The organism is Occallatibacter savannae (genome assembly GCF_003131205.1).
In the GTDB taxonomy this organism is placed as follows: Bacteria; Acidobacteriota; Terriglobia; order Terriglobales; family Acidobacteriaceae; genus Telmatobacter; species Telmatobacter savannae.
In genome coordinates, this window is sequence record NZ_QFFY01000010.1 from 1 (window position 1) to 13,655 (window position 13,655).

12 protein-coding genes are annotated in these 13,655 nt (G+C 56.9%); 5 read left to right on the top strand and 7 right to left on the bottom strand.

Features of this window, described 5'->3' with window-relative positions:
* Positions 1 to 266: 266 nt before the first annotated feature.
* Together DHV10_RS25785 and DHV10_RS25790 are read right to left on the bottom strand one after the other, a co-directional pair.
* Positions 267 to 560, bottom strand: coding sequence for a DUF3592 domain-containing protein (locus tag DHV10_RS25785; protein ID WP_239462054.1), 294 nt, complete (start codon positions 558 to 560; stop codon positions 267 to 269).
* A 247-nt stretch (positions 561 to 807) separates the two neighbouring features.
* Complete coding sequence (locus DHV10_RS25790) at positions 808 to 2,025, bottom strand: HEAT repeat domain-containing protein (RefSeq protein ID WP_109489314.1); 1,218 nt, start codon at positions 2,023 to 2,025, stop codon at positions 808 to 810.
* A 755-nt stretch (positions 2,026 to 2,780) separates the two neighbouring features.
* Here DHV10_RS25790 and DHV10_RS25795 point away from each other — a divergent pair.
* Positions 2,781 to 3,677 carry a phytanoyl-CoA dioxygenase family protein gene (locus DHV10_RS25795; RefSeq protein ID WP_109489315.1) on the top strand — a complete coding sequence of 299 codons (897 nt, stop codon included), beginning with the start codon at positions 2,781 to 2,783 and terminating at the stop codon, positions 3,675 to 3,677.
* Positions 3,678 to 3,731: 54 nt separating this feature from the next.
* Here DHV10_RS25795 and DHV10_RS25800 read toward each other — a convergent pair whose 3' ends face one another.
* On the bottom strand, positions 3,732 to 3,905 hold the full coding sequence (locus DHV10_RS25800; protein ID WP_239462055.1) for a hypothetical protein: 174 nt from the start codon (positions 3,903 to 3,905) through the stop codon (positions 3,732 to 3,734).
* Between the two features lie 233 nt (positions 3,906 to 4,138).
* Between DHV10_RS25800 and DHV10_RS25805 the strand changes: the two genes are divergently transcribed.
* The 4 genes from DHV10_RS25805 to DHV10_RS25820 all read left to right on the top strand — a co-directional run bounded on the left by DHV10_RS25805 (position 4,139) and on the right by DHV10_RS25820 (position 8,734).
* Positions 4,139 to 4,549, top strand: coding sequence for a DNA-binding transcriptional response regulator (locus DHV10_RS25805; protein WP_109489316.1), 411 nt, complete (start codon positions 4,139 to 4,141; stop codon positions 4,547 to 4,549).
* A 91-nt stretch (positions 4,550 to 4,640) separates the two neighbouring features.
* Positions 4,641 to 6,644, top strand: a complete 2,004-nt coding sequence (locus DHV10_RS25810; protein ID WP_109489317.1) for a TonB-dependent receptor plug domain-containing protein — start codon at positions 4,641 to 4,643, stop codon at positions 6,642 to 6,644.
* 18 nt (positions 6,645 to 6,662) lie between these two features.
* Entirely contained in the window at positions 6,663 to 7,271 is a 609-nt protein-coding gene (locus DHV10_RS25815; protein ID WP_204101536.1) for a YfiR family protein, read from the top strand.
* Positions 7,268 to 8,734: a sensor histidine kinase gene (locus tag DHV10_RS25820; RefSeq protein ID WP_109489319.1), complete on the top strand. Its 1,467-nt coding sequence runs from the start codon at positions 7,268 to 7,270 to the stop codon at positions 8,732 to 8,734. The genes DHV10_RS25815 and DHV10_RS25820 overlap by 4 nt, the downstream gene beginning before the upstream one ends.
* Before the next feature lie 33 nt (positions 8,735 to 8,767).
* Here the strand turns inward: DHV10_RS25820 and DHV10_RS25825 are convergent, their stop codons facing one another.
* Genes DHV10_RS25825 through DHV10_RS25840 form a run of 4 tightly spaced genes read right to left on the bottom strand, consistent with a single transcriptional unit; the run spans position 8,768 to position 13,654 of the window.
* Positions 8,768 to 9,688, bottom strand: a complete 921-nt coding sequence (locus DHV10_RS25825) for a glycosyltransferase family 2 protein (protein WP_109489416.1) — start codon at positions 9,686 to 9,688, stop codon at positions 8,768 to 8,770.
* 5 nt (positions 9,689 to 9,693) lie between these two features.
* Entirely contained in the window at positions 9,694 to 11,409 is a 1,716-nt protein-coding gene (locus DHV10_RS25830; protein ID WP_109489320.1) for a glycosyltransferase, read from the bottom strand.
* Positions 11,406 to 12,674, bottom strand: a complete 1,269-nt coding sequence (locus DHV10_RS25835) for an O-antigen polymerase (RefSeq protein WP_109489321.1) — start codon at positions 12,672 to 12,674, stop codon at positions 11,406 to 11,408. The genes DHV10_RS25830 and DHV10_RS25835 overlap by 4 nt, the downstream gene beginning before the upstream one ends.
* Entirely contained in the window at positions 12,671 to 13,654 is a 984-nt protein-coding gene (locus DHV10_RS25840; protein ID WP_162601906.1) for a glycosyltransferase family 2 protein, read from the bottom strand. Before DHV10_RS25840 ends, DHV10_RS25835 begins: the two co-directional genes overlap by 4 nt.
* Between the last annotated feature and the right edge of the window lies 1 nt (position 13,655).

Below are 13,655 nucleotides of genomic sequence, written 5' to 3' on the forward strand. Positions count from 1 at the left end.
CACGGGGCCCCACGCGTTTTCATCAGCGAGGGGGTGGTGAGTCGAAGGATCCGCAGTTGTTTTTTGCTGGCCAACGCGAAACGAGCAAGTTCTTGCTCTCGAGTTCCGCATGGCCGGTTATTTGGGAGTTCCCGGATCATTGTTCGTCAGATGTGAGACTTCTGCGGCTGTACCAGCACAAATTGATGGTTGTGAGCAAATAGTCGCCAACCCCGGAGCCTGATCCAACTTTCGTTAGGTCTAGAGTTCGGTGAATTGGCTCAAGCTCATCTGCGAAACGCAGTGAGAACGTACGCAAGCATAGCTGCGAAAGCCACTGCCCAGATCAGTAGAAGAGATGTCTCAACAGGAACTCCGCGCTCTTCAGACCAGTATCGGTCAGGATGATTTGGCCTGTACCTTACGGTCGTCTTGTCTCCGGTGGATATGTGATAGAGCGAGCTGCTGTCATTGACCCTCACGTGTCCGCCATAGGTGGACCCAGCCTGATCTTTGTAGCGGAATCGCACTACGGCGATCTTCCGATTGCGACGGCCTTCGAACCTGGATACGGCAGTCACTTCAGCCTCTGTCTGTGGCCAGCGGTCAACCCCCCGTAACTTCTTCCAGAACTCTTCCACCATCGCTGCACTAGTGTAGCCGTTATTGAGCGCCTATACCGCCGCTCTAACCGCTGCCTCCTGAGCGAGTGGTCGGCGATGGAGCAACTGGCAACTATTTGCTCTCAACTTCATCGCCGGTTATTCGACCCGAGTGAGCAGTTTTGGCTTTCGCAAGCCCGCGAGGACGACTCTGATGAGCGGAACATCAGGAAGACGGGATCAGCTTAATCTCACCGCATTGGTCCTCTTTGAAAATGGTTGCGGTCTGGCCGTCCTTCACCCACCATCGGCTCCATTTACTGTATGCATCAGTGGGAAGCGAGTGGACGCCATCCAGCTTCGCTCCACGTAAATGCGTGAGTTCTTCCAGTCCAAATTCGGCGAATGTGCGAAGGCGCTCGTCAGGTGACTGCATCAATTGGATCAGAACAGGTACAGCAGATCGCGAGCCTGTGAATGGTAGAGCGTCTTCTGCAAGGTCGCGCGTGTCCTTCGAGGGGTCGCGCAGTTCGTTCTCTAGCACGGGAATAGCGACGGCACGGCCAGCCGTGGCCAAGGCTTCCATGGCCACTCTCCGGGTCTCGGTGTCGCGTGCTCTGTGTGTGGCGTCGAGCAGCACCGGTACATCGCCGGTATCTCCAATTTCACCAAGGTATCGGATTGCCTTCTGATGGAGTCCGGGGAAATTGGTCACGGGAGGTTCCTTCACAAACTCCGCTAAGGCACGGTGAGCAGAGGGCGTGCCCAGATTGCGAGCTGCTTCTACGCCAATAGCCTCTTTGCCCGGCGTACGCAGCATGCGCAAAAAGGTGGATTCCATGAAAGCCGGAGCAAGGTATGAGATGACGTCAGCTGCTTCCATCTGCTTTCGCAAGTTGGGTGAATTCAGATCTTGCAGGTACGGAGCAAAAATCGGCTTCAATTGCTCGGGCGTCGAAGGCGCAAGGACGATCTCGATCTGCTTTTGAAAAACTTGGTGGCCTAACAGTGCGGCAACTGGGAGCTTGCCACTCCCAGGTGCATACGACGCCCGATAGCTCACCATGAGCAAGTAGTGCCCTGGCTGCCTGACGTCATAGCGCGCATTCAGTAGAACTCGGTCTGTGAAGCTCTTCCCAGGAAGAATATCTAAGAAGCCGCTGAGGCAACTACCGGCGCCGCCTGCACAGCCCATTGCGTACCTGTCTCTTGCTCCCTGAAGCGCAAAGCTGTATCCACTGCACATCGTAAAAGGGTTGGCGGTATCTAGCCGTAGCTGCTGATTGCTGACGTTCTTCACTGTCAGATTCAGGAAGACCGGCTCTCCGGCCAGGAAGGTCTCCTTCGACAACGTGGGACTAAGCTCGAATTGAGCGGCAACAGGTGACGCAACAATCGCGAGCAGGATTCCGAAGAGCAACCGCAAGAAACACTGCACGCGCATCTATCACTCCTCGCAAGCTTCGACACGGCATGTACTCGCAATGGATCATCACACCGAGCGACGAAGTTGACGTTACTGCACCCGGTAAGCACTATAAAGATGACCAATGGGCGTATCGTCGCCCATATGGACACTGAAGCCAATTTTTTGTCGATCTCTTCGGCTGGCAGCGATTTGACTGGAGTTGAAGAGTGCCCGTGTTGGCAGCGGAATTCTCGCCCCCATGAGTGAAAGCCGGGTGTTGACCAACACCCCACCACTCCCACCGAGGTTTCCGCTCACACCGGTCAATCCCTCTCCACTTCTCACCCTCCGCAACTTCCTCATTCCAGAACGCAAAAAGACCTGCTCAGATTTGCAGTCAATTACGCTGATTTCGTCATACTTGATCTATGCAGCCTATCCACACACTCGCCGCTCCAGGTCAACAGGGGCGACCGTCCTTCGCTCCAGCCTTCGCCCTGCGATCTGCCGCTAAGTCCTTTGTTTTGAAACAGGTTGTGAGTAACTCCAGTGACTAGATACACTTAGAGCGGCCGCAGTTCTGCAAGTGATTGAATTCAAGGCACTTCCTCGCAAGGTATAGGGGGAGGGGGCGGGGGCGGTACACCTCTTCGCGATGTGGGCCAGCTCACATCTCGAAGCCTCGCCAACCCGCCGCGAGTGCGGCAGCTACTCGGTTGTCAAACCACCAGCCGCTCATGTATAAATCCGCCGTACGCGCGAGACCGCATCCCACCTCTCGGAAGACAGCCATGACCACTACCGCCATTCGCGACTACTCCGAACTCCACACGCCCACCGGCGCACTCGGCGAGCCTCCCGCCACCAAAGCCGACTGGCACCAATACCGCCTCACCGACGAGCAGATCCAGTCTTTCCACCGCGACGGCTATCTCGCCGGAGTTCCCATCCTCAACGACGACCAGGTCGAAAAGCTTCGTGCAGAGCTCGCCGGACTCATGGACCCCGGCCACCCCTCCCACCAGCTCTTCCACGAATACCACTCGAACGAATCCAGCAACCCCGAGACGATTCTCTTTCACGCTCTCGGCGCCTGGCGTACCGGCCCCGCTTTTCACGATGTCCTCTGGACCCCGGCCTCCCTCGTCGCCGCCTCGCAGCTCCTCGACGGCGCCGTTCGCTTCTGGCACGACCAGCTCTTCTGCAAGCCCGCGCACCACGGAGGCGTGGTCGCCTGGCACCAGGACTATTCCTACTGGACCCGTACCCAGCCCATGCAGCACCTCACCTGCTGGATCGCACTTGACGACAGCACCGTCGACAATGGCTGCCTCTACTACGTCCCCGGCAGCCACACCTGGCAGCTGCTCCCCATCACCGGCCTCGCCGGCGACATGAACGAGATCATGACTGTACTGAATGACGAGCAGAAAGAAGCATTCCGCCCCGTGCCCATCGAAATTAAGCGAGGCCAGTGCTCATTCCACCACCCGCTCACCGTCCACGGCTCTTATGAGAACCGCTCCGATCGACCGCGACGCGCCAAGCTCATCAATGCGTTCCGCGAAGGCGTTCGCTCGGCGAGTGACGAGCCGCTCCTCAAAGGCGTTCCCGCAATTTCCAAAGGCCGCAAGATGGAAGGCCGATTCTTCCCGCTCCTCTTCGACCCAGATTCGTTCGCGAATTAGATCGAATGTGCCAACAGAGAATCGAGGTCAATTTATTGACCGTGACGCGTGCGGCTAGCGATCTTTCTTGTAAAGCAGGTCGCGAATCGCCTTCCTTCTCTCCGCGTTCGCCTCAGCCTCGGCCTTGCGCTCCTCGGCGCTCAGATTCTTCTTCTCTTTCTTAGGCTCTTCGTCGGATGCGCTGCACTCCGGACACCGGTTCGCAAACCCCGGCTTGTCCGGTTTCAACTCGAATTCCTCTCCGCAAACTACGCACGTTTTGATCGGGAAACTCATCTTTGTCATTTTATCGGAATCGATATTCTCGATGGGGAAGCCTTCGCCGTGTAAATTCGTCTTTTAGATAGAGGAACATGCGCAACTCTCCGCGCTCCTCCTGTCGAGAATCTTCCCCGATGCTCCTTTTAGCCGATCTCAAACCCTCGCTTGTTCTGTAGCCTCACCTCAGTGGAGAAACAAACATGTTCTCGCGTCATCCTAAAGTTCTGATCGTTGACGATGACCCCATGCATCTTGAGATCTACGGACTCCTGATGAAGCAAGCCGGATTCGAAGCCCTTCCTTTATTGGTCCGCTTCACTGGTACTGAAATCCCGAGGAATCAACCCATCGGCCTTGCGCTCCTCGACTACCGGCTCAACTCCACCCGCACATCTCCCGAGTACGCTCAGGAGATCCGCTCCATCTACCCGCACATTCCCATCCTCGTCCTCTCCGATCTCTGGGCGCTTCCCACCGACATTGCGCCCTTCGTCACCGGCTTCATCCGTAAAGGCGAGCCCGCCAGGCTGCTCGAAACCATAGCCGAATATCTTCACTCCGCCGCGCCGCCCGCTTCAAGATCAGCACACGCGCCTTCGGACAACTTATAGCTTTCTCATCGAGCAACTACTTACCTCGACTTGCCATCCAACCACTCATCCCCTCCTGCCTGACAACCAGGACAACCCTGCACATCCGTCGATGCCCACGTTTCGCACAGCCGTGCTGATTCTCGTCTTGGCTCCCTGCCTTCTCTCGGCAGCGACACAGCCCTCTGACCAGGCTCAGCAGCTCAAGTCGCTCACCCTCGAACAGCTCGGCAACCTCGAAGTCACCACGCAGTCCAAAGAACCCACCGAGGTCTGGAACACGCCCGCAGCGATCTACGTCCTCACTGCCGACGACATTCGCCGTTCCGGCGTCACCAGCGTCCCGGATGCCCTGCGCCTCGTCCCCGGCGTTAACGTCTTCCGCGTCAACGGCTCCCGCAACTGGGCAGTCGGCATTCGCGGTCTCGCTGACCAGTTCTCCCGCTACGTTCTGGTCCTCATCGATGGCCGCAGCGTCTACACCCCCCTCTTCGGCGGCGTCCTTTGGACCATCAACAACGTGATGCTCGAAGACATCGACCGCATCGAGGTCATCCGCGGCCCCGGAGGCACGATTTGGGGAGCCGACGCCGTCAACGGCGTCATCAACATCATCACGAAGCATTCGCAGGACACCAAAGGCTCTCTGATCTCCGCCGGAGGCGGCAACGTCGATCGAAACACAGAAGACTTCCGCTACGGCTCCGAACGCGATGGCTGGACTTGGCGCGCCGGTGCATTTGGCTTCGTCCGCGGCCCCGAACACCACATCCAGAACCAGCCCGAGTACGATTGGTCCCGCGACGGACAGGCCGGCTTCCGCCTCGACCACAACTCTGGCCCCAGCGAGTTCACCTTTCAGGGCGATGCGTACTGGGGCAAATTCGGAGACGCCCAGAGCCTCTCAACCTACCAGCCCCCATCCACTTTCATCTCCTACCAGTCCACGAACGTCTCAGGTGGAAACCTCCGCACACGTTGGCGCCGCCGCTTCGACAACAAGTCCGACATCTACCTGCAGGCTTACTGGTCACACGATCACCGCATCGGCTCCAACTTTGGCGAAGAGCGTGACACCTACGATGTGGACTTCCTCCACCGCCTCCCCGCCACTCCGCATCAGCAGTTCACCTGGGGTGCCGGCATCCGCATCAGTCCCAGCACCACCAAACACACTGTCCCAACCGACGGATTCGACCCGGCCGACAGAACAGAGAGCATCTACAGCGGATTTCTTCAGGAGGAACTCCAGCTGGTTCCAGGTAGATTCTCCCTGATTGCCGGCTCCAAGCTCGAACATAACAACTACACCGGCTTCGAGTACCAGCCCAACGCCCGTCTCCTCTTCACGCCCTCTGACAAGTTCTCTGCGTGGGCATCCATCGCGCGCGCGGTTCGTATCCCTGATCGCGTCAATGAAGACATTCACAACGACATCTTTGTGCGCTCAGCCGGACCGGTCTTTCTGAGCCTCGCCGGCAATCACAACCTGGTCTCCGAGCGCCTGATCGCCTACGAAGGTGGATTCCGCACGCTCGTTCATCCCCGCCTTTACCTGAGCGCAAGCGGCTTCTACAACGCCTACCGCAACATCATCGCATTTGGCCCTTTGAAGGTCGGCTCCCCTAATGTTCCGCCTTTTCCGCCCGGCACGCGCCTCTTCACTGTTCAGTACATCAACGGTATTCATGGAGCGACTGACGGTGCTGAGATCGCACCTGACTTTCAGGCTGCCTCTTTCTGGCGTATAAGACCCGGATTGTCCTACCTCAAGGTGGATCTTCACAATGAGCCGGGCTCAACCGGTACCCTGACCCTCACCAGCCTTCGCGGCTCCAGCCCCACATACCAGGCGTTCATCCAGTCGCAGATCGATCTGCCCCATCACTTCGAGTTCGATCAGTCCTTCCGATATGTCGACTCTTTGCCTGCACAAAAGGTCCGAGCCTACACCACGGCAGACGCGAGACTCGGTTGGAATCCATCCAGGAGCTTCTCGCTGTCGATCACCGGCCAGAATCTCCTCCAGCCCCACCACGCCGAGTTCGGAATCGATCCGCCCCCCACGGTTTCCATCAGACGCGGCGTGTATGCAAAGCTGGTCTGGAGCTATTAGCTCTTGGAAACCGTCAGCATGCGTCCGGAATCGCCCGTCGATCGAATGCGACTTAACCACAGTCGACGCAACCCCGGCGCCCGCCTCCTGGTGGCCGCTCTCCTCCTTCTCTCGCTCCCGGCCCCTGCTCTCGCGGCCCCGCAAAAGCACAGTGAATACGATGTGAAGGCCGCTTACCTGTTTAATTTCGGCAAATTCGTTCGAATGTCAAAGCCCGCAGCCGTTCGCTCTTCATTCGACATTTGTACTCTCGGGCACGATTTCATGGGGCCTTCTCTCAAATCTCTAGCCGATAACACGAAAATCAACGGTCTGCCAGTTCATATAGCCCACCTTGACGACATATCCGCCGCAAAGAACTGCGCAATCGTATTCATGAGTGCCACTGAAGGCAGCCACATTCGCGAGGACCTCGCAATCCTCGATAATGCAGACATTCTCACCGTCAGCGACGCACCTGACTTCCTCCAGCACGGCGGCATGATTCAGTTCGTTTCCATCTCGAACCACGTTCGATTCGGGGTGAATCTGGATTCCGTCAATCGCACTCACCTGGTTCTAAGTTCAGAATTGCTGCGCGTTGCGGCCTCCGTAATAGGCAAACCGTCCTTCGGAGCATCGCAATGAACAGAATGTGGACGAGCCAGTCGATCTCGGGGAAGTTGATGCGCATGACTCTGCTGGTCGGCGGAGTCTCCCTGTTGCTCGCCTACATTTCGTTTTTGATCTACGACCTCTATAACCTCCGCCAGCAGCTGATGATGTCAATGTCTGCCGAGGCGAATATCGTCGGCGCCAATTCTGTGAGTGCCCTTGAGTTCGATGACAGGCAGGCTGCTGAGAATACCTTGTCGGCACTGCGGAACTCTCCTCAGATACGGGCCGCCGTCATCGTCCGTCCCGACGGCACCGAATTTGCACGTTACATGCGCGACCCCGCCTCGCATCTTCAGCTGAATGAACATCTCACTCTCAGCGAAACCGAGCACTTCTGGACAAAGGGCCGCGATATCCTGCTCGGATCACGAATTCGCTTCCAGGGCGGATGGGTGGGTTCTGTTTACATCCTTGCGGAAACCAGCGGTGTCGCACGCAGCATCGAGCGCTTCGGCCTCATATCCGCCGGCATCCTGCTCGTCTGCTTCGCGATTGCTCTTCTTTCCACTGCTACGATCCGGCATCTAGTCAGCGACCCCCTGACGGATCTCGCTCGAACTGCGCAGATCGTGACCCGCGAGCGCGACTATTCTGTTCGCGCTAAAATCCCGCCTTCCAGTGATGAGCTCTCGTTCTTGGTCGAATCATTCAACGAGATGCTCGGTGAAATTCAGACCCGTGACCGCGCCCTGGAAGCATCGCGAGCCGAACTCGAGCAGAGGGTCGAAGAACGCACTGCGGAGCTCTCGGCCACCAACAAAGAACTCGAAGCCTTCTCCTACTCCGTCGCTCACGATCTCCGCGGGCCCCTCCAGCACATCAACAACATCGGCTTTCTGCTTCAGCATTCCGTGTCTCAGGGCCTCAATGACGAGGGTCGCATGCTCGTCGACCGCCTCCTTGAAGGCTCAAAACGCATGTCCGGCTTGATCGACGACCTCCTCAATCTCTCCCGGGCAAGCAGCCATCCGCTTCACCGTCGACCTATAGACCTCAGTCATATCGTAGAAACGATCGCCTCTCGCCTCGAGGCAGAGAAGGACGGCCGGGATGTTCGATTCGAAGTCGCTCGCGGCGCACACGTCTTCGCTGACGAAGGGCTCATGCAAGTGGTCTTGGAGAACCTCATAGGGAATGCATGGAAATACACGTCAAAAGCAGATTCAGCGCTGATCCAATTCGGATTCAGTGACGAAGCTGGCGAGACGATCTTCTTTGTGCGAGATAACGGCGCAGGCTTCAACCCCCGCTACGCCGACCGTCTCTTCCGGCCGTTCCAGCGGCTCCACTCGCAGAGCGAGTTTGTCGGCACTGGCGTGGGCCTCGCCACCGCATACCGCATCATTACACGTCACGCAGGTAAGATCTGGGCTCGAGGCGACGTAGACAAAGGTGCCACTTTCTATTTCACGGTCCCGTACTCGGAGAAGTAGTTAAACTCCGGACATCCAATCCGAAAATTGTATTCAGCGCAACCAATACTGCCGATTCATGCCCAGTCGATGCTTCAGTTGCGGGGCGATTCGACTTTCCCGACGCCCGACCTTGTACCCGAGATACTTCGCGATCGTCCGCGCTGCGGCTGAAGGGATATGCAAGGGACCGTGTCCAAGCAGATACTTCAACTCCGACAACACGAAACGCCGTCCTTCACCGGAAGCACTGCCAAACTGGTCGTTCAGCCAGCTCTCCCGGGAATGCAGAACCCCAATATCGAAGTACCGTCGGAACTCCTCGGCGATGGTGTAATCGTGCGAGTGTCTCACCATCGCATCCGGGACGTATGCCGTCTTCCATCCGGCGCGATGCATTCGTGCAACTACGACTGTGTCTTCGCCAAAGATCACGTCAGTAGAAAACCCGCCGACACTCATCAACGCTCCACGCCTGTATGCGCCGAACGCATCCGAAAAGAAGATCGACTTAAACCCCATCTCCCGCCGGCTCTCCCACGACCGCACTACCGGCTCTTCCCCGTAGCTGAAATGCCTGCCATGCGCTTCGATTGGGCTCGCATTTTCTCTTGGCAGTTGACGCCCGTATGCAGCTCCGATCTCAGGATCAGAAAACGGTCTGACCAAGTTCGCGAATGCATTCACTCCAAAGGGCGCCACATCCTGTGTTAGATAAATCACGATGTTCGCGTCAGCAGCATACTCTGCCCCCATCTGCCGGGTTCCACCGTGATTAAATTCCTCTGTTGCGATTTGCAGGACTTCGAATCCATCTCCTCGCGCAAGTTCAGCCGTACCGTCTTTGGAGGACGAGTCGATTACGATCACGCGCTCCGGCTTCAGGCTCTGAGCTCTGATCCCCGTCGACAACGCGTTCCAATAACGCGCCGCGTTGTACGTGGGAATGATGACCTCAACTCTCTCCTTGGACATCATCTCTACCACTGCATCGCCCGTCTACCCGATGCCGGGTACAGGAACCAGTAGCTGAGGTGCGCGAGCAGCAGTTCCACTCGCGTCCTGATCTGTTCCGTCAGCGGCTTCGTCCGACTGGCGTTCTTTGAATGTCTCCGATAGAAAAGCAGATCCTGCTCGATGAACACGGCTTTTCCGCCGAGCAGGTCGTTGCGCGTTCCAATCCACGCATCGTGCAAGAAAGATTGCTGCGCAGGGAACGGCAGCACTTGCCCCAGCAAGGATGCTCGAACTGCCATGGCCGATCCCTGGTAGTGGTTGATAAAGAGATTCCACCAGAATCCGGATCTGAACTTTCCGCTGCGATTGATACGCGAGTCGGCCAGAGGCCGGTCATGCTCATCGATCATGCGTACACGGCTCGATACGATACCTACCCCGGCAGCCTCTGAGAAGACCTCCATAAATCTCTGCACCTTCGTGGGTGCCCAGACATCATCGTCGTCAGCGAGGAAGAGAATTTCCCCCGTCCCGCATCGTAGCGCATCCTCAAACGTCGCCAGAACTCCCGCATTTGCTCTATGCCGAAGTAGCTTGACCCGCGCGTCTGCGATCTCCTCGATGCGCAGGACTGTATCGTCTGTCGATCCATCATCCACAATAACGACCTCGTCGTTCGGTCCGAGCTGTGACAAGATCGATTGCAGCTGCGCATCCACATACGGGCCGCCGTTGTAAGACGCCATGCACACCGAGATGCGCGGATCCCACATCGGCCGCTGCGCCCTCTTCGCGCGTTCTTCAGTCGCCTCGACCCACTCTTTGACACGTGTGCGTCGCGGTGTGAATAGCCGCCGCATAAGTTCGTGCCACGTGATCCTTCGCAGTTCTGCCGCATCACCACGCGCCCAGTGTTTGAACAATCGAAGCACGAGGCGAAGCGTGCGCTCCCATCCTGCTATCCGGTTCATTCGCAAATCCCAGAATGCAGTTTCGGCGAAGAGTGCGTTCTCATAGCGAACGGCACTCATCCTGCGCTGCATGTCCTTCATTGAGAACTCGTGCTCAACCTGGATATCGCCGGCTACATAGACACGCTTTCCATGCTCGTGCAGTTTGCTGAAGATCATTGCATCGCTGTTGTCGAGCCAGAAACGTGGATCGTAGCCACCGGCCTGCTTCAAAGCATCCAGCCGCAGCATTGCGCCTGAATTGAAAGCGAACACGGGTTCCGCGGGAACGCCAACGTACCCCGTCCGGTACCAGCGCGGAACTGCACCAAACTGGAACCAGTTCGGCGAAAGTCGCCGCCCGGACGCGGCGATCTGGGGTACGATTGCGCCTACGCCCGCGTACTGTGTCGCCGCTGTCGCTGAGTTCCCCATCTTGTGAAAGAAGTCCGGCGGAACTGCAGTGTCCTGATCCAGAGTTAATAGCCATTCGGCCCCATGAAGTTCCGCCCACTCCATCGCACGGTTATATGCCGTGGCTAACCCCGAGTTACTTTCATCTCCGAAATACGCGACGCCCTCAGGCAGATTCTCACTTGCGCCGGATACCGGGCTGTTATCCCAAAGCAATACCCGGACTTCGCCAGCATTCCGTCCAAAGCTCTCTCGAGCCGCAATGACGCTACGGAATGCCGGAGAGTCCTCCGCCCTGATCTTGTACAGTACGATCACCACCATTACCTTCAGCGGTTTCGCCTCCGGCGTAAATACCGGTCTTATCTCGCTCATTCGGGCACCATCGCGGTCACAGGTTCAGCCCCCCAGAGAAAGCACCGTCGTTGCACCGCGGTCTGAATTGCGATCTGCAGGATTGTCGAAAGTGGAGTAAACATGTCGCTGAAGAAAATGAAGGAAAGGCACGTGAGAAATATGCTCGCCACCAGGAACCCGCGCGGCAGCGCTCTTTCTCGCATCCAGCCGCACCCAATACCCAGCAGCAAATTCGCCAGATAAATTCCCAGGTAGGAGAAATCCAGCGCGTACGCAGCGAGATAGGTACTTGCACCATCGATAATGCTCAGATCCTCGTGGATATAGGCGTGGGGATCAGAAGGCGTCAAAAACGAAGGCAATAGTGGATAAAGAAATGCCAAGGTCGGGCCGTGGAAATTGCTCTTCGCAAACAACCAGCACAGATTCGAAAAGGGAATTGACACGTAAGACGTCAACCAGAGGTACGCCATCGGCCAATCAGAATACTTATGCCTGATTTGCAGATATTCGAGGAATACGCCTTGCGCGGTACGGGCATTGCCAATCACCGTGATCACCACAACCGTGAATGCCACAAAGCAGATCAGGATCGTATAGAGCTTTCGCTTGCTCATTCTTGTCTTCAGGGCGAAGACAAAGAACATCTGCAGCAGGGCTACCATCAGCAATCCACGAGTGATGTACAAGGTCATCCCCGCGATGCCGAACAGAATGAAAAGCGCTTTCCGCCAGCGTGACGGATCGAGTGTCGCGTTCACCGTTACTGTCACCAGCACCGGAAAGAGCACCTGCTTGAATCGCCCGTACGTTAGATAGGAACTCGGATCACCTACTGCCGGCGGGGGCCCCGTAAGAATCCAGTTGAAAACAATGATCGTCATCGCCGCGCCGCAGAGCAGCAGGTTCAGCTGCCACAGTTGCGTCGTGTCAAGCGAGTACGATGCCACATGACTCGGAGTTGGCCATTTGTGCAGCAACATGCGTGACACGATATAGCCAAATAGAAACGAACCAAGGGAAATGCCGAACAGCAGAAGCGGCATGCCCATGTTTGGATATGTCACATACGTGACCTGGACGCTGAGCGATGCCATCATCAGCACCCAATTCCCAAGGAAGATGATAAGAGGATTACAAAAGAGCGGTATCTCCCTGAGCGGCTTGAGTTCGCCATGCACTACTTTGTGCTTCGCAAATCTCTCAGTAAGCGCTGGCCATAGTGCTGGTGAAGCCATAGCTGCCTCCGCAGGGTGGCTGCTGCTGAACAGGGGGTCGCTCATAGCATCTCACGACCCAGCAACAGATCTTTCCGCACGGACGCGAGCCCGCGTGCATAGTGAAGATACTTCGGCAGCAAGCCCAGCATCTGCATCGCTCTCGCTCCAGGCTGCGTCGACAACGCCGCCTGGCTTTTTAGAAAGGCGATCTTTTGCCTGATGTTTTCGACTAGAGCATCGTTCTGGCTCCATCCTTCCGCTGTTACCCGGCTGAGTAGATCCTCAAACTGTCGCGCAACCCTCGCGTAGAACTGCCGCCGCGTCTCCCTGCTTCCGCGTTGCGATGCCTGTGAGCTTTCAACGCCCAGTTGCTGTCCCGCGTGAATCCGATACTCAATCAGCGGTTCCGCAATCAGGGTGACTCTCGAGTGCAAAGCAAGCATCCACGCAAGCCAACCGTCGTGGACCCAGGTTGCGGGAATTGGCGAACAATAGCGCCGTATGTTGGAGCGAAACATGAGCGTTGCACCTGTGATCACATCATGCTTCAGGAGCGTGGCGGTGGGACAGCTAACAAAACTGCGCTGCTTCGCCGGCGTGAACCTGTGCTGTCCGAAAACTGTTTTGCCTACTCTTCTCCCGTCTCCGTCGATCAGTTCCGCATCTGAAAACACGCCTCCGAGAAACGCATTATCGACAAGGCACCTCGAGAGTCGATCGAGCTTATGTGGCAGCCACCGATCATCCTGATCACAAAGGGCGATGAACTCGCCCTGTGCCATTCCGATCGCCTGATCGAAGTTGCGCGTTGATCCCATGCGCGCCGCGTTCTTGACGATGGTCACCGAGAATGGCGCATTTGCCTTGAACCTGTTCAGCAGTGCGATTGTGTCATCGGTAGATCCGTCATCGCAGACAATCAGTTCAGAGGGAAGCCGTGACTGTGATGCTATGCTCTCCAGTTGCTCGGTCAAGTAACGACCGCCGTTGAAAGTGCACATCGCTATAGAGATTGCGGGCTCGCAGGTTCCGTTCGAATGCATG

Bases quoted from the DNA above. Each gene is read 5' to 3' on its own strand.
- DHV10_RS25790 (WP_109489314.1), bottom strand. From the start codon at position 2,025: ATGCGCGTGCAGTGTTTCTTGCGGTTGCTCTTCGGAATCCTGCTCGCG.
- DHV10_RS25795 (WP_109489315.1), top strand. From the start codon at position 2,781: ATGACCACTACCGCCATTCGCGACTACTCCGAACTCCACACGCCCACC.
- DHV10_RS25805 (WP_109489316.1), top strand. From the start codon at position 4,139: ATGTTCTCGCGTCATCCTAAAGTTCTGATCGTTGACGATGACCCCATG.
- DHV10_RS25810 (WP_109489317.1), top strand. From the start codon at position 4,641: ATGCCCACGTTTCGCACAGCCGTGCTGATTCTCGTCTTGGCTCCCTGC.
- DHV10_RS25815 (WP_204101536.1), top strand. From the start codon at position 6,663: ATGCGTCCGGAATCGCCCGTCGATCGAATGCGACTTAACCACAGTCGA.
- DHV10_RS25820 (WP_109489319.1), top strand. From the start codon at position 7,268: ATGAACAGAATGTGGACGAGCCAGTCGATCTCGGGGAAGTTGATGCGC.
- DHV10_RS25825 (WP_109489416.1), bottom strand. From the start codon at position 9,688: ATGTCCAAGGAGAGAGTTGAGGTCATCATTCCCACGTACAACGCGGCG.
- DHV10_RS25830 (WP_109489320.1), bottom strand. From the start codon at position 11,409: ATGAGCGAGATAAGACCGGTATTTACGCCGGAGGCGAAACCGCTGAAG.
- DHV10_RS25835 (WP_109489321.1), bottom strand. From the start codon at position 12,674: ATGAGCGACCCCCTGTTCAGCAGCAGCCACCCTGCGGAGGCAGCTATG.
- DHV10_RS25840 (WP_162601906.1), bottom strand. From the start codon at position 13,654: ATGCATTCGAACGGAACCTGCGAGCCCGCAATCTCTATAGCGATGTGC.